Source organism: Myxococcus qinghaiensis (genome assembly GCF_024198215.1).
In the GTDB taxonomy this organism is placed as follows: domain Bacteria; phylum Myxococcota; class Myxococcia; order Myxococcales; family Myxococcaceae; genus Myxococcus; species Myxococcus qinghaiensis.
Genome location: NZ_JAKCFA010000001.1, coordinates 166,119 through 188,235 on the forward strand (window position 1 = coordinate 166,119; position 22,117 = coordinate 188,235).

General features: G+C 69.2%; 13 protein-coding genes. 8 read left to right on the forward strand and 5 right to left on the reverse strand.

The annotated features are described in order from the left end of the window. The first annotated feature begins 24 nt into the window (after positions 1-24). From LZ199_RS00730 to eutB, 5 genes are all read left to right on the forward strand, one after another. Entirely contained in the window at positions 25-2,037 is a 2,013-nt protein-coding gene (locus LZ199_RS00730; protein ID WP_253991684.1) for a M20/M25/M40 family metallo-hydrolase, read from the forward strand. Between the two features lie 121 nt (positions 2,038-2,158). Next, a complete protein-coding gene (locus LZ199_RS00735; protein WP_253991685.1) occupies positions 2,159-3,139 on the forward strand; it encodes a TIGR02757 family protein in 981 nt (326 codons plus the stop codon). Between the two features lie 94 nt (positions 3,140-3,233). Further along, positions 3,234-5,126, forward strand: a complete 1,893-nt coding sequence (locus LZ199_RS00740; RefSeq protein ID WP_253991686.1) for an ATP-binding protein — start codon at positions 3,234-3,236, stop codon at positions 5,124-5,126. Further along, positions 5,123-6,277, forward strand: coding sequence for a dienelactone hydrolase family protein (locus LZ199_RS00745; RefSeq protein ID WP_253991687.1), 1,155 nt, complete (start codon positions 5,123-5,125; stop codon positions 6,275-6,277). The genes LZ199_RS00740 and LZ199_RS00745 overlap by 4 nt, the downstream gene beginning before the upstream one ends. Before the next feature lie 112 nt (positions 6,278-6,389). Next, on the forward strand, positions 6,390-8,687 hold the full coding sequence (gene eutB, locus LZ199_RS00750) for an ethanolamine ammonia-lyase subunit EutB (protein ID WP_253991688.1): 2,298 nt from the start codon (positions 6,390-6,392) through the stop codon (positions 8,685-8,687). Here eutB and LZ199_RS00755 read toward each other — a convergent pair. Both LZ199_RS00755 and LZ199_RS00760 read right to left on the reverse strand, forming a co-directional pair. Continuing rightward, positions 8,678-10,165 (reverse strand): phytoene desaturase family protein, encoded by a 1,488-nt coding sequence (locus LZ199_RS00755; protein ID WP_253991689.1) that lies wholly within the window; start codon positions 10,163-10,165, stop codon positions 8,678-8,680. The genes eutB and LZ199_RS00755 overlap by 10 nt on opposite strands. Positions 10,166-10,338: 173 nt before the next feature. Beyond that, positions 10,339-11,178 carry a zinc metalloprotease gene (locus LZ199_RS00760; RefSeq protein WP_253991690.1) on the reverse strand — a complete coding sequence of 280 codons (840 nt, stop codon included), beginning with the start codon at positions 11,176-11,178 and terminating at the stop codon, positions 10,339-10,341. A gap of 273 nt (positions 11,179-11,451) precedes the next feature. Between LZ199_RS00760 and LZ199_RS00765 the strand changes: the two genes are divergently transcribed. Beyond that, positions 11,452-12,504, forward strand: coding sequence for a tetratricopeptide repeat protein (locus LZ199_RS00765; RefSeq protein WP_253991691.1), 1,053 nt, complete (start codon positions 11,452-11,454; stop codon positions 12,502-12,504). A gap of 21 nt (positions 12,505-12,525) precedes the next feature. Here LZ199_RS00765 and LZ199_RS00770 read toward each other — a convergent pair whose 3' ends face one another. The 3 genes from LZ199_RS00770 to LZ199_RS00780 form a co-directional block, all read right to left on the reverse strand. Then, positions 12,526-13,275, reverse strand: a complete 750-nt coding sequence (locus LZ199_RS00770; RefSeq protein ID WP_253991692.1) for an energy transducer TonB — start codon at positions 13,273-13,275, stop codon at positions 12,526-12,528. A gap of 165 nt (positions 13,276-13,440) precedes the next feature. Beyond that, positions 13,441-14,157, reverse strand: coding sequence for a response regulator transcription factor (locus tag LZ199_RS00775; RefSeq protein ID WP_253991693.1), 717 nt, complete (start codon positions 14,155-14,157; stop codon positions 13,441-13,443). Further along, positions 14,154-15,983, reverse strand: coding sequence for a sensor histidine kinase (locus LZ199_RS00780; RefSeq protein ID WP_253991694.1), 1,830 nt, complete (start codon positions 15,981-15,983; stop codon positions 14,154-14,156). Before LZ199_RS00780 ends, LZ199_RS00775 begins: the two co-directional genes overlap by 4 nt. Before the next feature lie 223 nt (positions 15,984-16,206). On the opposite strand from LZ199_RS00780, the gene LZ199_RS00785 reads away from it, so the two are divergent. Further along, positions 16,207-16,947 carry a PALP domain-containing protein gene (locus tag LZ199_RS00785; protein WP_253991695.1) on the forward strand — a complete coding sequence of 247 codons (741 nt, stop codon included), beginning with the start codon at positions 16,207-16,209 and terminating at the stop codon, positions 16,945-16,947. A gap of 222 nt (positions 16,948-17,169) precedes the next feature. Next, complete coding sequence (locus LZ199_RS00790) at positions 17,170-22,104, forward strand: myxosortase-dependent M36 family metallopeptidase (RefSeq protein ID WP_253991696.1); 4,935 nt, start codon at positions 17,170-17,172, stop codon at positions 22,102-22,104. The last annotated feature ends 13 nt before the right edge of the window (positions 22,105-22,117 follow it).

The window sequence follows — 22,117 nt, forward strand, 5'->3', positions numbered from 1 at the left end:
ACCTCCCGAAAGAGGAGGAGCCCCATGCACATGAAGCGACTGGCTTCGTTGGTGTTGATGCTCGGTTGTGTCTCGGCGTTCGCGAAGGCGTCGGAGCGAGAGGTGTGGATCACTCTCGGCGCTGACGCCCTGTCGGAGGTGAACGCCGCGTTCATCGTCGCGGGCGCGAAGGTTCCCTCCCTTGCGGGGCAGAAGGGTGACGTCGTCGCCCTCAAGCTGCCCGAGTCGGAAATCGACCGGGTCTCCCGGGTGATGCACGACAAGCTCAACCGCTGCGGCGGCTTCGTCTACCACGACACGGAGGCTGAGGCCCTGGCGGCGGTCGCCGGTGGCGGCCAGACGCACCTGAGCCCGCTGGCGGTGACGTACACGCTGGACAACGGCCCGGTCGTCAACACGCTGCTGGCGAGCATGGCCGAGCCGAACATCCTGGCGAACATCACCCACCTGTCCAGCTACACCACGCGTTACTACACGTCGACCACGGGCGTGCAGGCGGCCAACTGGCTGAAGACGTTGTGGGAGGGTTATGCGGGTCCGCGCGCGCAGGCGGGCGGTGACGTCACCGTCCAGTTGTTCACCCACGCGGCGTGGGCGCAGCCGTCCGTCATCATGACCATCACCGGCTCGGTGACGCCGTCGGAGATCGTCGTCCTGGGCGGTCACCTGGACTCCACCAGCTCCTCCAGCGCGGCCCCTGGCGCCGACGATGACGCGTCCGGCATCGCCACCATCTCGGAGGTCATCCGCGTGGCCATGGCCAACGGCTACCAGCCGGCCAAGACGGTGAAGTTCATGGCGTACGCCGCCGAGGAAGTGGGCCTGCGCGGCTCCAAGGAGATCGCCGACTCGCACAAGAACTCCGGGGCCAACGTCATTGGCGCGCTGCAGCTCGACATGACGAACTTCAAGGGCTCCACCATCGACGTCGCGCTGATGACGGACTTCACGAACGCGGCGCAGAACGCGTTCATCACCAGCCTCATCTCCACCTACGTGCCGGGCATCCAGGCGGCGAACTCCACGTGCGGCTACGCGTGCTCGGACCACGCCTCGTGGACGAACGCGGGCTTCGCCGCGTCGATTCCCTTCGAGGCGCTGATGGGCCAGCACAACAACCTCATCCACACCTCGGGTGACACGCTGGTGAAGAGCGGCAACAACGCGAACCACGCGCTGAAGTTCGCGAAGGTCGCGGGGGCGTACATGGCGGAGCTGGCCAAGGGCACCGCGGCGGTCTCCGACAGCGTGCCGCCCACCGTGGCCGTTACCGCGCCCACCGCCGGCGCCACCGTCTCTGGCCTCGTCACGCTCGCCGCCAACGCCACGGACAACACGGGCATCAGCCGCGTGGAGTTCCTGGTGGACGGCAACCTCGTGGGCACCGCCACCACGCTGCCTCACGCGTCCGCGTGGAACTCCGCCGCGGTCGCCAACGGCAGCCACGTCGTGACGGCGAGGGCGTATGACCTCATCGGCAACGCCACCACCAGCACCGCCGTCACCGTCACCAGCGCCAACGCCTCCAGCAACGCCATCTACGACACGGTGCTGCGCGTTCCGCGCTGCTCCAACGTGGGCAACGTGTGTGACTCCACCACGCTGCTCAACGGCCGCGCCGGCCTGGGGCCCGAGGCTCACGCCCCCAACACCATCAACAACTCCTGCGCGGACGGCGTCTCCGGCGCGTATCACACCGACGAGTCGAACGACCGCATCCGCGTGTCCACCGTCAGCGGCAATTCCTTCGCCCCCGGCGAGGTGATTCGTGTCGAGGCCACCGTGTGGGTCTTCGCCGTCCGTCCGGACAAGCTGGACCTGTACCACGCGCCGAACGCCAACAGCCCGGTGTGGACGAAGATCGCCACCGTCGCTCCTGTCGCGACGGGTCAGCAGACGCTGACGGCCACGTACACGCTGCCCGCGGGCACGCTGCAGGCCGTGCGCGCTCGCTTCCGCTACAACGGCAGCGCGGCGCCTTGCGGCACCACGTCGTACGACGACCACGACGACATCGTGTTCGCCGTCAGTCCGTAGTTCCGTAGGATGCCCCCATGCCCCCTTCCGCTGGTGGAAGGGGGCGTGGACTCCCGGGACGACGAATCCCGGGAAGCGTGGGCGGCGGGCCGCCGTTCCAGGAGCATTTGGGAGCCCCGACGTGACACGCCGCTCGAAGTCGAACTCCGGTCTGAGCCCCCGGGCGGCCGAGCACCTGCGCCCCCGGCTCGACGCCTTCCTGGCCTCCACGGATGCCCGGGCCCGCATCGGGTTCGACCCGGTGGAGTTCCCCCACCGCTACACGGACGCTCGCGATATCGAGGTGAGCGCGCTGCTCGCCTGTGCGCTGGCCTATGGGCGCGCGGACCTGTTCCGCCCCAAGGTGGACTCGCTGCTCCAGCGCATGGGCCCATCACCCGCCGCCTTCGTGCGCGCGCTCGACATCCCCGGCGCGAAGGCGCTGCTGGACGGCTTCGTCTATCGCTTCAACGTGGGGACGGATGTCGCCGTGTTGCTGTTGGGCATGGGGCGCGCGCTGCGGGAGCACGGAGACCTGGAGTCCCTCTTCGTCCAGGGGCTCGCCGCCGAGGGCAGCCTGCATGGCGCGCTCGGGGCCTTCACCACCGCGCTGCGCCGGGTGCCCATGGAGCCCCTGCGCGCGGCGATGGGACCCGAGCGGGGACTGCACCACCTGCTGCCTTCGCCGCTGGGGCCGGGCGCGGCCAAGCGCTTGAACCTCTTCCTGCGGTGGATGGTTCGGGGGCCGGACGCGGTCGACTTCGGCATCTGGAAGCGGGTGGCACCCTCGGTCCTGATGATTCCGTTGGACACGCACATCGGCCGCATCGCCGGCCATCTGGGTCTTACGCGCCGGAAGGATTTGACGTGGCGCACGGCGGAAGAGGTGACGACGTCGCTGCGAGCCTTGGATGCGGAGGACCCCGTCCGCTACGACTTCGCGCTCTGCCACTATGGGATGAGTGGCGCGTGTCCCGCGCAGCCGGTGCCGGAGAATTGCGAGCGCTGTCCGTTGCTGGCCGCCTGCCTCGTGGGGCCGCGTGTGGTGGCGACGGCGACCCGTCGGGTCTCCGGTGCCTCGCGACGGCGAGGTTCCTCGGTGTCGGATGGGGACGGACGTTGACCCTGGGGCGCCGGAGCGCTGCAATCCGGCCGGATGTCTCCATGTCTCATTCCATGTGACATCAAGGCCTCTCAGGGCCGAGGAGTGTGAAGCGGTGCTCGCGACACTGGTGGCGGTGCCCCCGGCGGTGGCGGCTGCGGTGGAGCGCGGCTTGCGCGCGTCGGGCGCGGGACAGTCCTGCCACGTGTTGTGCGTGACGGGAGCCGACGTGATTGCCTCTCCGGTGGATGAGGGGCTGCTGGTGACGTTCGACTCCGGTGGCCCGCTGGAGGACGTGCTCGCGGACGTGCGGCGACTCCACGCGCTCCGAGTCTCCTCGCGCACGCACCTGGTGGTGTTGACGACTCGCGAGGGCATGGAGGCCGAGGCGCTGGCGGAGGCCGGCGCTGACGAGTGTGTCGAATCCCCGGAGCGGGGCTGGGGCGCGAGGCTGGTGATGCTGCGTCGGCGTCTGGAGACGGAGACGGGCGAGCGGGACCTCCAGGCGCTGCGCCGCACGTGTGAGTTCCTCCGCAGTGCGCTGGATGCGGTGCCGGAGCCGCTCTTCGTGAAGGACCGGCAGCACCGCTGGGTGGCGCTCAACAGCGCCTTCTGCCGCTTCATGGGTCACCCCGCGGAGGCCTTGCTGGGCCGCTCCGACCACGAGTTCGTCCCCGCTCACGAGGCGGACGGCTACTGGCGCGGCGACGAGCAGGTGTTCCACTCCGGTGTCCCCGAAGAGAGCAAGGAGACGCACACGGACCGGACGGGACTGTCCCGGGTGCTGGTGACGAAGAAGGCCACGTTCAATGGTGCCGGGGAGACGTTCCTGGTGGCCATCATCCGTGACGTCACCGACCGCAAGCGCCTGGAGTCGCAGCTCCTGCTCGCGGAGCGGATGGCGTCGGTGGGCACGCTGGCGGCGGGCGTGGCGCACGAAATCAACAACCCCCTGGCCTACGTCAGCTCCAACCTCGCGTATGTGAAGGATTTGCTGGCGCAGCCGACGCTGTCCTCGGAGCACTTGCCGGAGCTGCGCGAGGTGGTGGCGGATGCGATTGACGGCGCGGGACGCGTCAACGCCATCGTCCGGGACTTGCGCACGTTCGCTCGCGGGGACGAGGAGCGCCACGGCCCGGTGGATGTCCTGCGCGCGGTGGAGGGCGCGCTGCGGTTGGTGCGCAACGAGCTGACGCATCGGGCCCGCGTGGTGTGCACCCTGGAGCATGTGCCGCCCATCCTCGGCAACGAGGTGCGGCTGGGGCAGGTGGTGCTGAACCTGCTGGTGAACGCGCTCCAGGCGCTGCCCGCCCGTCCCGCCGAGGAGAACCGCGTGCGCGTCAGCCTGCGCACCGGACGCGCGGGGCAGGTGGAGCTGGAGGTCGCCGACAACGGGATGGGCATGGCGCCGGAGGTGCAGCGCCGCATCTTCGACCCGTTCTTCACCACGCGCTCCGTGGGCGAGGGGACGGGGCTGGGACTGTCCATCTGTCTCTCACTGGTGCAGGCGATGGGGGGCCGCATCGAGGTGACCAGCGTGCAGGACTGGGGGAGCACCTTCCGCGTGGTGCTGCCGGCCCTCGCGGTGGGCACGGTCGCCGCGCCCGAGGCGCCGTTGCTTGGCGTGGTGGTGCCGCTGGCGGTGCGCCGCAGGGTCTTGCTCATCGATGACGAGCCGTCCGTGGGCAACTCGGTGAGCCGGCTGGTGCGTGATGTCTACGAGGTGCACGCGGTGCAGGACGCGCGCGAGGCGCTGCGACGCCTGTCCACGGGCGAGCGCTTCGATGCCATCCTGTGTGACTTGATGATGCCGGGAATGAGTGGAATGGACTTCGTGGTGGAGCTGGAGCGGCTGGCGCCCGAGCTGGTGCCTCGCACCGGGCTCATGACAGGTGGGGCCTTCACCGCGCAGGCGCGCGAGTTCGTGGGTCGTCACTCGCGAGGGCTCCTGGAGAAGCCCTTCGAGCGCGAGCGGCTGTGCACGTTCGTGGAGCACCTCTTCCCGTGAGGCGAGCCACCTGGCGGAACCTGGGCCTGGGCCTGGCCGTGGTGCTGGTGGGCGTGGTGCTGCTGGCCGTGCACTGGCTGCCGGGCCTGTCATTCGTGGTGCGAGCGGCGGGGATGGAGGGCTCGGTGCCCGAGGGGGTGGCCCGGTGGCGCAACGGCCCCTATGAAGTCAGCGAGCTGCGTGTTCCCACCCGTCACGGCGAGGTGCGCGCGCGGCTGTACCGTCCCCACGAGGTGCGAGGGCGCACGGTGGTGCTGACCTCGGGTGTCCATGCCGAGGGCATCGACGAGCCTCGGCTGGTGAAGCTGGCCCAGGACCTGGCGACGGGCGGGCAGACGGTGCTCACGCCGGAGCCGCCGGACCTCCTGCGCTACGAAATCACCCCCCGGCTCCCCGACGTCATCGAGGACGCGGCCCGGTGGACCGCCTCTCGCGAGGACCTGGCGCCTGGCGGGAAGGTGGACCTGTTCGGCATCAGCTTCTCGGGAGGGCTCTCCGTCGTCGCGGCGGGACGGCCCGCGCTGCGAGACAAGGTCGCTGCCACGCTGTCCTTCGGAGGGCATGGGGACCTGCCCCGGGTGCTGGCCTTCTTGTGCAGTGGGGTGCTGCCGGATGGCTCGCGCCTGGCGCCGCATGACTACGGCGTGGTCATCATCCTGCTCAACGTGGCCGACCGGCTGGTTCCACCGGAGCAGGTGGAGCCGCTGCGCGAGGGCATCCGGACCTTCCTGCGCGCGTCTCACCAGACGCAGAAGGACGGCAAGCTCGCGGAGGAGACGTTCGCCCATGCACGGGTGCTGCAGACCCGCATGCCCGAGCCGGCGTCGAAGCTGATGGGGTATGTGAACACGCGGGACGTGGCGGCGCTGGGGCCGCTGCTCCTGCCGCTGGTCCAGGAGTTCGCTGCGGACCCGTCCATGTCGCCAGCCCGGTCTCCCGCGCCAGCCTCGCCCGTGTATCTGCTCCACGGAGCCGGGGACACGGTGATTCCAGCGATGGAGTCGGTGTTGCTGGCGGAGGCATTGCGCCCCTACACGGAGGTACACCAGCTCTCCACGCCTCTCATCAGCCATGCGGAGGTGGATCAGAAGGCGGGGGTGGGGGACGTGGTCCGGATGGTGCGCTTCTGGTCGGGCCTGCTGGCCGAGTGAGTCGGCCCCGGGCCCCGTCCGACTGGTGGGCGAGCCCTCAGGCGTCATCCACCGGACAGCGCGGTGCGGGCATGGCTACCGGAATGGAACGCCGGATACATTGTCCCGCGTCATGAGCGTCAGTCTCCGTGACGTCCTCACAGGTGAGGACGTGTTCGGCTACATCCATCGGGTTCAGGGTTCCTTCGACTCGCGTCTCTTCCAGCGGATTCTCGGCGCCGCCAATGCGTTCAAGGAGGGCGACGAGGCCCTCGGTATCGCCGCCGACGACGAGGTCTCCCGGGCCAACGCCCGCGCGCTGCTGGCTCGCACGCGGTTGGGCGAGCTGCACTCGCACCCTCCCTTCGAGGACCGGCTCCACGCCTTCATGATGGAGGCGCTGGACGTCGAGCTGCTCCAGCGGCTGGGCGACTGGACGTTGGGACAGCTCAAGTCGTACCTGCTCACGGCCGCCGAGGCGGACGTGAAGGCCATCCTGGGAGGCCTGGGCAGCGACGTCATCGCGTGTGTCGTGAAGCTGATGAGCGACGCGGAGCTGAAGGCGGTGGGCTCGCGCATCTTCCATTCGCTGCCGGGCAGCAACCTGGGCGCGAAGGGGTATCTGGGCGCGCGGCTCCAGCCGAACTCGCCCACGGACCACCCGGACGACATCCGCTGGCAGGTGTTCAACGGCTGGTCCTTCGCGGTGGGCGACGTGGTGCTCGGGACGAACCCGGTGTCGTCCGCGCCGGAGTCCGTGGCCGCGGTGGAGTCAGCGCTGCACGACATTCTTGTCACCTTCGGGCTCACGGAAGTGATGCCCCACTGCGTGCTCTCGCACATCGACGTGCAGGCGAAGGTGGAGGCGATGCGGCCCGGCTCCACGGGCATCTGGTTCCAGAGCCTGGCGGGCAACGAGGCGGCGAATCGGACCTTCGACCTCACGCTCGAGAAGATGTCGGCGCACGCGGCGAGCCGGACGGGGCGCTACGGGCTCTACTTCGAGACGGGGCAGGGCGCGGACGCGACGAACGGACACCACTTCGGTTGCGACATGCTGGTGCACGAGTCACGCAAGTACGGCTTCGCCCGAGCGTTGAAGGCCCGCGTGGCGCTGGCGCAGCTCGGGGCGGGGCGGGTGCCCGCGCCGTGGGTGCATGTGAATGACGTGGCGGGGTTCATCGGTCCGGAGGTGTTCCGCACCCGGGAGCAGCTCGTGCGCTGCTGCCTGGAAGACATCGTCATGGGCAAGCTGCATGGGCTGATGATTGGCCTGGACGTGTGCTCGACGCTGCACATGGACGTGTCGCTGGATGACCTGTCCTGGTGTCTGGAGCAGGTGGTGGAGGCCGCGCCGGGTTATCTGATGGCGCTGCCCACGCGCAATGACCCGATGCTCAGCTACCTGACGACGAGCTTCCAGGACCACGTGCGCCTGCGAGAGACGAAGGGGCTGAAGGTCGATGACCGGATGTGGGCCTTCTTCCAGTCGCTCGGCGTCATCGACGAGGCGGGGCGCCCCACCGAGCATTTCGGAGACCCGGCCTGGGTCTATCTGCAGTATCGCCGGCGCAAGGGGGACGTTCGCTCGGACGCGAGCCTCCTGGAGGAAGCGCGCTCCGAGATGGCGGCGGTGCGTGAGCGGGGCGTGCCGTTGGCCGTGGGGCATGGCGCAGCGCCGTGGGAGCTGGAGCCTTCGCTGGAGCGGGAGCTGCGTGCCTTGTACGAGGACGCGAAGGTGGGGCTCTGGTCGGAACTCATGGACTCGGCGGTGGCTGGGATTCCCGAGGCGGTGATGCTGCGCACCTGCGCGGAGGACCGTCGCGACTACATCCTGCATCCACCGGCGGGGGAGCGGCTGGATGCTGCTTCCGAACTGGCGGTGCGGATGCTGCGGCTGCGGCACGAGGGGCGCTGGAATGCGCAGATTCTTGTCTCGGACGGCTTGGATGCGCGCTCGCTGATGGACGAGGGGCACCTGTCCCCGTTCCTGACGGAGTTGCGGCGGGAGCTGGAGGCGGGAGGGTGGAAGGTGGCGCCGGAGCACCTGGTGCTGAAGCACGGACGCGTGAGGGCCGGCTATCAGGTGGGTGAGCTGTTGTTCGGTGACGCGGAGGACAGCTCACCGAGAGCGCTCATCCACGTCATCGGCGAGCGCCCGGGCTCCGGGCACCATGCCTTCTCCGCGTACCTCACGGCGCCTGCCGCGAGCACGTGGTGGCGGCAGGGCAGGGCGGACCACGACATCACCCGGCTCATCGCGGGCATCTCCGACACAAGCGTTCGTCCGCAGGCCGCGGCGCGAGAGGCAGTGGGCATCCTCGCGGAGCTGACCGCCACGACGCAGATGAAGCTGCCGTCCGAGGGCAGATTGACGGAGCTGCGAGCGGTGCCGGAGTTGCAAGCGGTGCCGGAGCAAGCTCACCGCTGATTCGCGATGCTCGCCGCCGTGCGCACGCCGCCCACGGCGGTGGCCAGCGTGCTCTGACCTGGAAAAACGGAGTCGCCCACCAGCCACAGTCCCTCCGTGACACGCAGCGGACCCAGCTGTCGGTAGTGGCTCCATCCCGCGCGTCGGGGAACGCCACCCACCGCGCCGCCCTCCCGCTGTGTGAAGCGCTGGAACGTGCGCGGCGAGCCCGTCAGCTCATGGGCGACCTCAGTCATCCACTCGGGCGCCAGTCGCTCCAGTCCTTCACGCATCCGCGACTGGATGGCCGCGATGTATCGCGCCTGTTCCTCCGGAGACCCTCCGTGCAGCGTCTTCAGCGGGACATGCGTCGACGCCGTCACCGTACGGAGTCCCTCGGGCGCACGGCCCGTGTCCGTCTCTCCGCTGATGGACATGAAGACATGGTTGCCTTCGATGAAGGGCGCCGCCGGGTCCTGCACCAGCTCCAGGTGGCTCGCTTCGGCCGCACCGACGCGAGGCGCCGTCACCACGCGATAGAGCATGGCCGCGCCCCAGCCCTCCGCGACACGCTCGGACAAGTCCCTCAGTAGGGGAAAGCGCTCGGGTGACAGTCCCGCGAGCTTCATCAACCCGCTCGGCAACAGGTTGGCCACGACGTGTCGTGCGCGCAGCTCACCTCTCCGCGTCCGCACCCACCAGCCTCCGTCCCGAGGCTCGATGGCCTTCACCCTGTTCGCCAGCAGCACCGTCCCTCCGCGCTCCTCCACCGCGTGCGCCAGCGCCTTCGCCAGCACACCGATTCCACCCCTCACATGGCCCGTGCCACGCCAGTAGTAGTCCATGGCCGCGAGCGCGAAGGGCGCCTCTGCTTCCATGGCCGAGCACTGAACGGTGATTTGACAGAGTGCATCCAGATACGTGCGCAGCGGTGTGAAGCCCGACAGCCCCAGGTGCTCCAGCACGGCCCCCAGCGGTCTCCCCATCCATCGCGCGAGCGGCGCGTACCGGTGAAGCCGCCCCGCGTGTCGGAGCAGCGCCCGGAGATTCAGGGGCGGCAACAGGTCCGGGTCATCGAACAAGGGCCAGAGCGCTCCCGCCACCTGCGCCTGAAGGTCGAACAGCCGTCGCACCGCCGAGGCCGGCGCCCCTGGCAGCGCGCACAGCGAATCGATGAACCGGGCGCGGTTCCGTGACACGGCCAGCCGCAGCTCCGGCGTGCGCAACTCCACCACGGGCTCCAACCAGTCCACCGTCACGTCCAGCCGGTGCTCGCGAATCCAGCGGCCGAAGAGCTGGTGGGGCTCGAAGCCGGAGAACAGCGTGGCACCGGCCTCGAAGGCGTAGCCGTCCCGCTGGAACGTGCTGGCGCAGCCACCGGGGTAGCTCAGCGTCTCGCAGAGCGCCACCCGAGCGCCCCGCCGCGTCAGCTCCAGGGCCGTGGCCAGCCCACCAAAGCCCGCGCCCACCACCACCACGTCGTAATCGAGGGTCGACATCGTCCAGGTCTGCGTCGGTGGGACGAGGTCCCGAGAAGCTCGGACCCCTGCACCCGGGCCCGAGCCGCTCCTAATGAAGTCGCGCCCCGCTCGCGAGTCTTTCCCGCCGAACGTGGGCCGCTCGACACTGTCCACCGCACGCAGCCCGCGCGGTGAACGTCCGCGTGCCTGCGTCAGCGATACATGAGCGCCATCGAGTCCATGCGGACCGACTGGCCCGGGGTGAACTCGGTCATGCACGCATCATCGGCGTAGCCCATGTAGTTGTGGATCGGGTCGAGCCCCGGGTCGGCCGGACACGAGTCCACCGCCACCGCGCACGTGTATGAGGGCTGGGCCCGAGGCGTGTCGCTCACGCCATCGTCCGTCGCGCAGCCCGTCATGACGTGCATCAGGCCCAGCCAGTGCCCCACCTCGTGCACCGCCGTCTTCCCCTGGTTGAACGGCGTCGCGGTGCCACCCGGCAACGTGGCATTCAGCAACACCACGCCGTCTTTGAGCGGTGCTCCGGCGACGGCCCACGGAAACGTCGCCCACGCGATGAGCCCGCCCCCGGGATTGGCCAGGTACAGGTTCAGGGACTCCTTGCCGCCCCGGTGCAGCGCGTTCTTCGCCGACACTTCCGCCGCGCTGCCGGGCCCCATCACGTACCACGTCGCGTTCGTCGTCCGCGTCACTGTCACCAGGTCGAACACGAAGGGCGTGGCGCTGTAGGCCGCGCGCAGCACGTCGAGCTGCGCGTTGATCGCCGCCAGCGGGACATCCCCATTCGCCACCCCAGTACCCCGGCGGATGACGTGCACATAGGTCGGTACTCGCACCGAGCCCGGCGGCCGAACCACGCTCGCGCTCCGAGTCGCCTCCTGGGCCACGCGGGTCAGCGTCTGCTCCGTGGGGGCCTCCGTCCCGCATTGCGAAGCGGTGACGTCGGGCTCCACCGGTTCCAGCCCTCCACCACAACCCCAGGCCAGCAGGATCACCAAGACGAATGCCCTCGCGTTGCTTCGCTCCATGACCTGCCTCCAGTTTCGTGGGCGTGGCGGATGCGTCATTGCAGCGCCTCGAACTCAGGCACAATCCGACATCATTGTAAAACGAGCCAGGTCGCGTCAGGGGCGGCGGAGCCTCCAGGGAGGAAGAGCTTCAATCGTCCGAGAGCGGGCAAGCCACGGGCGAGGGCGGCGTAGACTGGGAGAGAACGTTCACCGAAAGGGCTTCCCGTGCGCCGCCCCCTTGTCCTCCTCTGCTTCGTGCTCGTGGCCGGCTGCGCTTCAACGGGGAAACCCGTGCCCACCCCGGCGCCGGAGGTGGAGTCGACGGCGCCGTCGAAGCCACCCTTCCTCAACCCCGCGGAGATCATGAAGCGGCTGGAGTCCTCCCAGGTCTCCTACAACATCGAAGGGAAGGACTCGCCTCCCGGAGGCTGGGCGGACCAGCTCTGGCCGCAGCGGGTGGCATCGCGTGAGGCCCCGCGCGTGGTGAAGGAGAACGGCGAGCTCGTCATCCTCGACTGGCCGGAGAACCCGAAGGCGCGGGCCCTGCTCGACGCGGCGGAGCCTCACTTCCAGGCGAAGCGCTATGAGGAGGCGGCGAAGTTGTACGAGCAGGCCACGAAGGTGTGCCCGGACTGCTATCTCGCGTGGAACTTCCGGGGCGACGCGGCGTACTTCGCGGGCGATGGGGCCACGGCGCTGGAGCACTACAAAATCGCGACGCGCATCAACCCGAATGACCACCGCTCCTGGTTCTTCCTGGGCAACGCGTACGCGCGGCTGGGTCGCTTCGATGAGGCGCTGGAGTCCTGGGCGTGGTGCCTGGTCCTGAACCCGCGCTATCCCATCATCCGTCAGTTCTTCCGCACCAACTCCGGCCTGGGGCTCGTCGTCCGAGAGGACGCCATCGTCCCGCGTGGCTACGCCGAGCGCGCCGGCCAGGGCGTCTCCGTCCAGTTCGACCCGGACCATGACCCCTCCTGGCTCGCCTTCGCCAACTGCAAGGCGCTGTGGCTGGGCGAGCCGTCGCACCGCGAGGAGATGACGGGCACCACGAAGGAGCACTACACGACGGTGGAGGAGATGGAGTGCCTGGGCTCGGCGCTTCTCGTCCACGCGAGCCAGAAGCAGAAAGGCGCGACGGAGCGCTCGGACCCGACGCTGGACCGCCTGGCCGCCATCACCGATGACGGCATGTTGATGCAGGCGGTGCTCTTCGAGGTGGGGGCTCGCATCCACCCCCAGGTCGTCCTCACGCTGGAGGACCCCGTTCGTCAGCGGCTCAAGGCGTATGTGCTCAAGCACGTCCTGGTGCCGGCGTCCGCCGTCGGCGGCTACGACTTGTGACGGACGCTCGGCGGGCCCAGGTCAGCGAGGCAGCTTGAAGCGGAGGGTGAACACGTAGGAGACGCTCTGCGGACGGCCCTGGAACGTCACGGGGCTGTAGCGACGGTGGTGCAGGGCATCCAGCACCTCCTCGTCCATGTGCGCCAGGCCCTTGAGGATGCGGCAGTCGCGCACGTCCCCCTCGCGAGTCACGACGCACTTGGCGATGACCGTCCCCTCCACGCGGGCCATGCGGGCCTGCTCGGTGTACTCGAGCGGAGGGCCGCCCATGAGCACCGGCGGAGTCATGCCCTGGCCGAACGGGAGCACCTCTTCGCCCGTGCCAGTGCCGCCGGGCCCCAGGTCGGGGATGTACGGCACGCCGATGACGGTGCTGTTCGGATCTCCCCTCGGGTCGCCCCCCGGCACCCCGTCACCCGGAGGCACCACCTCGTCGGTGTCCGACGAATTGGCCACCGGCTCCGGCTCCACCGGCTGCGGGTCCGACGGAAGCGGGTTGATCTGCGTGGGCATCGTGGTGCGCTTGGGCTTGCGCGGCTTGGGCGGAGTGGCCTGCTTCGGCTGGGCCGGCGCCGCGTACCCCTTCGCCACCTGCTGGCGGCCCTGGTACAGGGTCAGGACGGGGTCCTTCTCCGGTTCCTCGGGCAGCTCCGCGGGTCGCGAGGAGATGACGAGGACCGCGCCGAACAATCCCGCATGGACGGCCACGGACCACCACAACCCCATGCCCAACCGCCCTGCACGCTGCCGCTCGATGACCGACTTGAACACGGAAGGCCTCCTCCCACCGACAGGCGCTCCCGGAGTCCACCGCACCACGCGGTGGTTCTCCGGCGTGGGCAGTTGGCTTGGAGCGCCCCGTCCACGCACCACTCAAACTACGGAGTCGGTGATGTGGAATGGCCGGAGGCAGTCCATCTGTTCGTCATGGTTCTGTCATGACGAGGAGACCTCCATCCGGTAGCCCACCCCGCGAAGGGTGTGGATGGTGAAGCCCGAGGCGCTCGTCCAGCCGAGCTTCTTCTTCAGGTTGGAGACGAAGTTGTCCACCGTGCGCGGGTCCACCACCACGTCGCGGCCCCACACCGCGTCCAGGATTTCTCCTCGGGGCAGCGCGCGCTCGCGGTGGCGAAGCAGGTAGGCCAGCAGGTCGAACTCCGTGCGCGTCAGCTCCACGCCCGCGCCATCCGGCTTCGCCACGGTGCGGCGGCCCAGGTCCAGCGTGTAGCCGCCGAACGTCGTCACCTGCGCGGGCGCCGTGCCCGCCCGGCGGACGAGGGCGCCCACGCGCGCGAGCAGCTCCCGCAGGCGGTAGGGCTTGGTGAGGTAGTCCTGGGCCCCCGCGTCGAAGCCCCGGACGATGTCGTCCTCGAGCGAGCGCGCGGTGAGCATCATCACCAGGCTCTTCACGCCTTGCGCGCGCAGGCGGCGGCAGAAGCTGTAGCCGTCCTCGCCGGGGAGCATCACGTCGAGGATGAGCAGGTCGAACTCGCGCTGGCGCAGGAGCGGCTCCGCGTCGCGGGCGCTCGGGGCCTCGGAGACGATGTATCCCTCGTCCAGCAGGTTGTCCCGAAGCCCGACGCGCAGGTGCGCATCGTCCTCGACGATGAGGATGGAGGGACGGGTGGAGGAGGGTGGGGTGGAGGTGGTCATCGACGCGGCTCGTGGAAGGTCAGCGCGAACGTGGTCCCCTCGGGTGTGGAGGAGGCCACCTGGATGTCGCCATGATGCAGCTTCATGATTTTCCGGCACAGCGCCAGGCCCAGCCCGCTGCCGTGAACCTCCTGTCCGGGAGGTGTCAAACGATAGAAGTCCTGGAAGACGTTCTCCCATTCGGACTCGGGGATGCCCACGCCGTTGTCGCGGAAGAGCATGGTGCAGCCGTGGCCCTCGAACATCCGCGCGCTCACGGAGATGCGCACGGGGCTGCGCTGGTTGTAGGCGCACGCGTTGCGGCCCAGGTTGGAGAAGAGCAGCCGCAACAGGGACGGGTCCGCCTCCAGCTCCGCGTCGTCCATGTCCGTGGTGAGCTCCACCGGCACTGAGGTCGCCGAGGCCAGGTCGTCCCGCAGCGGGTTGACCAATTCCTCCAGACGCACGCGGGAGGAGCGCAGCGTCCAGCGCCCCTTGTCGATGCGGTTGAACGACAGGATGTTCTCCACCAGGAAGTGGAGCCCGTCGGCGGCTTGGACGATGCGGGCCGGGTAGTCGCGCACCTCGGGCGTATGGGCCAGCTTGCGCTCCAGCGTCTCGCCGAGCAGGCGGATGGAGGCCAGCGGCGTGCGCAGCTCGTGGGAGACGGTGGCCACGAAGTCGCTCTTGAGCTCCAGGAAGCGGTACTTGCGCTGCTGCGACACCAGCGCCAGCGCGACGATGGCCGCCGCGAGCGCGCCACACACGGCGACGAGCAGCGTCTTCAGGCCATAGCGCGCCTCGATATCCACCTCCGCGCGAGCCCACTCGGGAAGCTCCACGAGCAGCGGAAGCTCCCGGGCCGGTATCGCCGGGCGGTCCCCCACCAGGCGCACCTTGCCGTCCGCGCCGAAGAGCCCGCGCGTGCGCATGTCCTGGGTGATGGGGACGAGCAGCGCGGGGATGTCCACGGCGATGCCGTACAGCACCTCGCCGCGAGGCTCCACGTACCACTGCTCTCCCAGGAGGGTGGGCTCCACCAGGCCCTCGGGCATCACGAGCATGCCCGCGCCCGCCTCGCGCGAGCGCTCCAGGAAGTCGCGCGTGGGCTCGCCCAGCGCGGCGCTCAGCCGGAGGATCCGGGACTGGAGGAAGTCGAAGTCCGCCTGTGAGAAGCGGGAGCGCGCGCGCAGCAGGTCCCGCTGCAACCCCGCGCCCCGGCTGATGCCGCCGAACTCCTCCGGGAGTCCCTCGCGCAAGAGGGCGCGGATGAGCGGCGTGGTGGTGGGGCCGCGCTGCAGGTGCTCCACCGCGAGCAGCAGGAAGGGCAGCTCCTGCTCGGCGGGCAGCGTCTGGCTCGAGTGGTGCCGCAGCAGCTCCTCCACCAGCGCGTTGGCTCGCGACGTCTCTCCCGAGAGCAGGGCGGCCTGGGCCGCGCGCAGCCTCGCGAGCCGGGGCTCCCAGCCCTCCGTGTGGACGCTGCCCCGGAGGTGGTCGGAGAGCATCTCGTAGAGGGCGCGCGCGGGCATGTCCAGGCCCGGCAGGGGATGGGTGAGGCGCGGGAGGAACTGGTGGCCGCGGAACTGGAGATAGAAGCCCTCGCCGGGGGCGAGCGGGTTGTCCACGGCGGCGTGGATGGCGGAGACCTGCTCCTCGAGGTGGCGGGCCAGGACCTGGCGCAGGGACTCCGTGGCGGCGTGGGCGAGCGCGTCGCGGCGGGAGCGGACCTGGGCGTGCGCGTCCTCGCGCTCGCGCGTGAAGATGCGTTGGAGGCTCACCAGCCCCCAGCCGAGGGCGAGGAGCCCGCAACCCAGGGCGATGAGCGTCGGGAGGAGCCTGCGCAACATGCGATTCGCTGAGGGTGACTATCGCACAGGAAGGTGCCCTCGGAGACCTTTTGCATCGCCCCCCAGGGCTGGCGAGTGTCCCGGGCCAGCGGACAGGCGGCCTCGCGGTCCACGGGGCGACAGCGGAAGGCCGGGGGGACTGGCCGCCGGGGCAAGACGGTGCCGAGCTTCAGCCGTGGGCCCGAGGTGTCCACGCGGGCCTCAACCGAAGGGAGGTCCGCTGATGCACTTTCCCCTGTCACGGCTGTCCCCCGATGGGCCGTTGGTGCTGTGGGGGGGAGAGCTTCCCTCCGGCGGGCTCAAGTATCTGACGTTCTCACGCTACCTGGAGACGGTGCCCGAGGGCGCCTGTGGGCTGGTGGAGCTGTCGGGCTCCTCGTCGTCGCTCGCGCTGGATGCGCTGGGCAAGGAGCGCGGGCTGCCGGTGCTCGCGCTCACGGACACGGCTGGCGCCGCCTACCTGCGAGGGCATGGATTCGGCGGAGAGGTGCGCACCGTGCGCCAGCTGTCCGAGGCCTGGGAGGTGGCGCTGGGCTACGAGCGTCAGGGCTGGTGCTGGCCTCGTCAGCTCTCCAACGGCGCGCTGGTGGGCTGTGTGGAGGGCTGGGCCAGCGAACTGCGCGACTTCGTGCGCGAGGCGTTTCCCACGGTGCGGTTGGTGGTGAGCGGCTTCGGCACGGGCGCGACGGTGGTGGGGCTGCACCGCGCCTTCACGCCGGAGGGCTATGACGTCGTGGGCCTGCAGCCGTCCCTGGGCACGCCGATGCCGGGTTGGCGGCGGTGGATGGAGCAGAACCTGGGCGAGGCCGACCTCTTCCATCCGCACCGCGAGGATGTGGTGTTGGAGACCGCCGGGCCCAAGCACTCGGATGGGCTGGCCGCGCTCCTCGCGTATTCACGCGCGGAGGCCCGGCCCGAGGAAGTCCTGGTCATCGCACACAACGCCCGCCCACCGTTCGGCTGATGCATGGCTTCGCCGGGAACGCAACTGTGTGGCAAATAGCCTGCCTTCTCCGAATTGCCAGCCAGGAATCGTGGCAATTCTTGGTATTCTTGCACGGGGAGCAGGCGAGTTGCGGGGGGCTATTGTGTTGGAAACGCAATAATCAATAACCTCTGGACGCCCTTGCCGAGCAGGCGTCCGACGGCGTGGGCTCTCAACACCACCCGAGAGAGGTCGTCGTTCATGAAGCGTCTTTGGATGGGCACGGTGAGTGCCGTGCTCGCCGTGCTGATGTGGTCCCCGCAGGCACTCGCAAGGCAGGCCGCGGTTGATGCCTTCCTCCTCTCGCCGGCGGATCGCTCCCTGCCTCAGTCCGCGGCAACCGCATCCCAGCGTGGGCTGCGTATCAACAGTGTGGAAGGTCGTCTCGGCGTACCGACGTTCGTCTTCAGTGAGCGCTCCCTGAGCGCGGGTCCGCAGCAGTCCAAGGCCTCGCGTCCGCTGACGCAGGCCAACGCGAACACCGCGGCGCGTGAGCACCTGCGGGGAGTCGCGGACCTCTACCGTCTGAATGCCTCCGAAGTGAACAGCGCGGAGCTTCGCTCGGTGCACCTGCCCAAGGATGGCGAGGGCGCGGTCATCGCGACCTACGGCCGTCGGGTCAACGGCATCGAGGTGTTCCGCAACGAGGTCAAGGTCGTCATGGACGCCAGCCAGCAGCTGGTGGCCATCTCCGGCTACCTGCAGCCGCGTCAGCAGGACGACGAGCGCAACGCCCAGGCGTCGGCCTTCCGCGTCTCGGCGCCGCAGGCCATCTCCCGCGCGTTCCAGGACATGACGGGCACGCCGCTCGACGCCCGGGCCCTGGTGCCCGCGGGCGCGAAGGGCGACTACAGCCACTACACGGTGGACGCGAACCTGCTGTCGACGCACGGCATCGGTGAGGCGCCGCGCTCGAAGCAGGTCCTCTTCCCGATGCCGGACGGGCTGGTGCCGGCGTACTACGTGGAGGTCAACGCGGGCCCGGCGGCCAACCCGGACGCCTCGTACACCGCCTACGTCATCGACGCGCGGGACGGCTCGCTGCTGCTCAAGCACAGCCTGGTGCAGTCGGAGCAGTTCACCTACCGCGTGTGGGCGGACCCGATCTCCAAGCTGCCCTACGACGGTCCCCAGGGCACTGAGTCCACGCCGCACCCCACGGGCACCCCGGATGGTTATCAGGCGCCCCTGAACGTCCCGTCCAACCTGGTGACGCTGCAGAACTTCCCCTTCAGCCACAATGACCCGTGGCTGCCGGCGAACGCGACGACGACGACGGGCAACAACGTCGACGCGTACGCGGACCTGGGCGGGGGCGACGGCTTCCAGCCGGGCTTCGACCTGCGCGCGCCGCTGAGCGACGTGGCGGGCCGCGGGTTCGACTACACGTTCGACCTGACCCGGTCGCCCGCGGCGAATGAGACGCAGCGCCTGGCCGCCGTGGTGAACCTGTTCTACATCACCAACTTCCTGCACGACTGGTTCTACGACGCGGGCTTCGACGAGGCCTCCGGCAACGCCCAGATGAGCAACTTCGGGCGCGGTGGCCTGGAGGGCGACAGCCTCCGCGTGGAGGCGCAGGACTCCGGCGGCCGTAACAACGCCAACATGGCGACCCCGGCCGACGGCGCCCGTCCTCGCATGCAGCAGTACGTCTTCGACGGCGTGGCGGAGCTCACGGTGAGCGAGCCGGCGCCCCTGGCGCGCGGCTACCTCACGTACAACGCGTCCTTCGGACCGACGGTCTACGACGTCAACGTGGGGTTCGCGTTGCCCCCCACCGGGCCGGACGCGGAAACGACCCAGGACTACCGGGTGGGGTGTGTGAATGACACCGGCGCCGACCCGTACGGTGGCGAGAAGCCTTTCGCCGGGAAGATCGCGCTCATCGAGCGGGGAGAGTGCTCGTTCGCCTACAAGGTCTTCAACGCGCAGAACGCGGGGGCCGTTGCCGTCATCATCACCAATACCGCTGCGGGTGCTCTGGGGACGATGGGCGTGAGTGGCAATACAGCCGTCGACCGCGCCATCACCATCCCGTCGCTGATGGTGGCCAAGGCGGATGGTGATGCCTGGCGCACGGCACTGGCCACCGCGCCCATCACGGGCCGCATGCGCAGGAACTCCGACCTCGACCGCGATGGCACGCTCGACAATGAAATCGTCGCGCACGAGTGGGGGCACTACATCTCCAACCGCCTCGTCGGCAACGGCTCGGGTCTGACGAACAACCAGGGCGGCTCCATGGGCGAGGGCTGGGGCGACTTCCACGCCATGCTGTTGTCGGTGCGTGCGGAGGATGTGAACCGGACTGGCAACAACCAGTGGCAGGGGTCCTATGGCATGGCCGGCTACACGCAGAGCGGTGGCCGCAACCAGGGTTACTACTTCGGCATCCGCCGCGTTCCCTACAGCACGGACATGAGCAAGAACGGCCTGACGCTCCGCCACATGGCGGACGGCACGGCCCTTCCGTCCCACCCGCTCAGCGGGGGCTCGAACAACGCTGAGGTCCACAACTCAGGTGAGGTCTGGGCCACGATGCTGTGGGAGTGCTACGTGAGCCTGTTGAACGCCCATCCGTTCGCGGAGGCGCAGGACCGCATGAAGCGCTACCTGGTTGCGTCCTACAAGGTGACGCCGGTCAGCCCCACCTTCATCGAGGGGCGTGACGCGCTGCTGTCCGTCGCCGCCGCCAGCGACCCGGCTGACTACCAGCGCTTCCTCAACGCCTTCGCCAAGCGCGGTGCTGGGCTCGGTGCGCGCGTTGCTGACCGCAACAGCGCGGACCACATCGGTGTCGTGGAGAGCTACCAGACGGGCAACGCGCTCGAGGTGGTGAGCATCACCCTGGATGACTCGAGCATCGGCTGCGACAAGGACGGCGTGCTGGATGCCGGCGAGACCGGCAAACTCAAGGTGACGGTGCGCAACGCGGGCGCCGGGAGCCTCAGCGGAGTGTCGGGCACCCTGACGTTCAACGGCTCGAGTCCGGGCGTCGTGGGCACCTTCTCGAACGGCGCCACGCTTTCGTTCGGCAACATCGCTCAGGGCGCGACCGCGACCGCGACGGTGGATGTCGCGCTGACGGCGGCTCCCGCACAGGCTTCGGGCGCGCTCGCGGTCCTGGGCGTGGACGTGACGTTCCCGTACAACCTGCTGAACGGCACGGTCGTTCGTCAGTTCCGCACCCAGGTCAACTACGACGAGAAGGCCAATTCGTCGGACACCGACTATGTCGAGTCGCAGAACACGCCGTGGGTGGCCTCGACCTTCAACTACAGGCCAATGTGGGACAACGGCTACGCCACGACCGGGTTCTGGCACGCCTCCAATGAGGCGACAGCGCTGGACAAGCGGCTGACGTCGCCGCTGTTCAATGTCGCGGCGAATGCGAACTTCACCTTGTCCTTCTACCACCGCTTCAGCTTCGAGTCGGCGTACCTCAGCGGGGCGTGGGTCCACTTCGACGGTGGCGCCATCGAGTTGTCAGTCGACGAGGGGCCCTGGCAGAACTGGTACCCCTTCATTCCTCCCCCTACCCCCACGAGCCCGCTGCCCAATGTGGCGTTGATTGATGTGGGGAATGCGTACCTGGGTGGCGCGCGTGGATTCACGCAGTTGAGCGTGGGCTATCCCTCGTTCACCGCGTACACGGCCAACTTCGGGACGCGTTTCGCGGGCCGTCAGGTGCGCGTGCGGTTCCGTCATGGGTCCGACGGAGGCGTGGGGGCGTATGGCTGGGATATCGCCAACATCCGCCTCGGGGGCATCACCAACACGACGCCGTTCTACTCGCTCGTCGCGGAGTCCTACACCGGTACGGGCAACGCTCCGGCGTGCAACGTGGCGCCGGTGGCGGAGGCGGGGCTTGCCCAGACCGTGACTGAGGTCGTCGTGGACGCTGGTGGCGGGCGGACCCCACGCGTCATCACGCTCAACGGCACGGGCAGCGTCGACCCGGATGCTTCCGCGCAGAGCACGCTGAGCTACGCGTGGACCCAGCTTGGTGGTCCGGCGGTGACGCTCAACGGCGCGAACACGGCCACGCCGTCGTTCAGCGCGCTCGTCCCGACGAACACCATCTTCACCTTCCAGCTCGTGGTGAACGATGGCACGGACTCCAGCCAGCCCAGGGTGGTGCAGGTCCTGGTGCAGAACGTGAACATCCTCCCGGTCGCGGTGGCTCGGGTGAAGGATGGCGGCCCCACGACGGTGGACGAGCGCTCCGGCAGCATCACGCTCGACGCGGCGGGTTCGACGGACGCGGACGGTGAGACGCTCCGCTTCGCGTGGACCCAGACCGCGGGTCCGACGGTGGTGCTGGATTCCACGACCAGCGCCACGCCGACGTTCACGCCTCCGGAGGTGACGGCGGACACGGCCTTCACCTTCCGCCTGGTGGCGAATGACGGCATCAGCGCGAGCGCCCCGGCGACGATCACCATCACCGTTCGTCAGGTGGATCGCGCGCCTGTGACGAGCGCGGGTGTGGACCAGGAAGTCGGCTCGCGCTCCACGGTGGTGCTGTATGGCAGCGCCGAGGATGCGGACGGCGAGGCCCTCACTTTCGCCTGGACGCAGACCGAGGGTCCGACGGTGGCGCTCACGGGGGCGGACACGCCCACCGCGAGCTTCACGGCGCCGGATGTGACGGGGGCGTCGACGGTGCTGCGCTTCAGCCTGGTGGCGACGGCCAATGGTCAGGCCAGCGAGGCGAGCACGGTGACCGTCACCGTGACGCGCGACAACCGCAAGCCGGTGGTCACGGCGAACAACAGCTACACGGTGCACGAGGGCTCGGGCGTGAAGATGCGCGCCACGGGCACGGATGCCGACGGTGATGAGCTCACGTACACGTGGTCGCAGATCGCGGGTCCGTCCGTGCAGATCCAAAATGCGGACAAGGCGGAGGCCTCCTTCGTGGCCCCAGACGTGTCCGAGACGTCGGTGCTGCTCTTCCGTGTCCGCGCCAGCGATGGCGTGAGCACGAGCGACGCTGTCGAAGTGTCGGTGACGGTGCGGAACCTGGCGGACGAGGGTGGCTGCAGCGCGGCGGGTGGTAGTGCCACCAGCGCGCTGGTGCCGGCCCTGGCCATGCTGGCGCTCGCGCTGCGCCGTCGTCGCAGGAGCTAGTGAATCGTCCGGC

Bases quoted from the DNA above. Each gene is read 5' to 3' on its own strand.
- LZ199_RS00730 (WP_253991684.1), top strand. From the start codon at position 25: ATGCACATGAAGCGACTGGCTTCGTTGGTGTTGATGCTCGGTTGTGTC.
- eutB (WP_253991688.1), top strand. From the start codon at position 6,390: ATGAGCGTCAGTCTCCGTGACGTCCTCACAGGTGAGGACGTGTTCGGC.
- LZ199_RS00755 (WP_253991689.1), bottom strand. From the start codon at position 10,165: ATGTCGACCCTCGATTACGACGTGGTGGTGGTGGGCGCGGGCTTTGGT.
- LZ199_RS00760 (WP_253991690.1), bottom strand. From the start codon at position 11,178: ATGGAGCGAAGCAACGCGAGGGCATTCGTCTTGGTGATCCTGCTGGCC.
- LZ199_RS00775 (WP_253991693.1), bottom strand. From the start codon at position 14,157: ATGACCACCTCCACCCCACCCTCCTCCACCCGTCCCTCCATCCTCATC.
- LZ199_RS00780 (WP_253991694.1), bottom strand. From the start codon at position 15,983: ATGTTGCGCAGGCTCCTCCCGACGCTCATCGCCCTGGGTTGCGGGCTC.
- LZ199_RS00785 (WP_253991695.1), top strand. From the start codon at position 16,207: ATGCACTTTCCCCTGTCACGGCTGTCCCCCGATGGGCCGTTGGTGCTG.
- LZ199_RS00790 (WP_253991696.1), top strand. From the start codon at position 17,170: ATGAAGCGTCTTTGGATGGGCACGGTGAGTGCCGTGCTCGCCGTGCTG.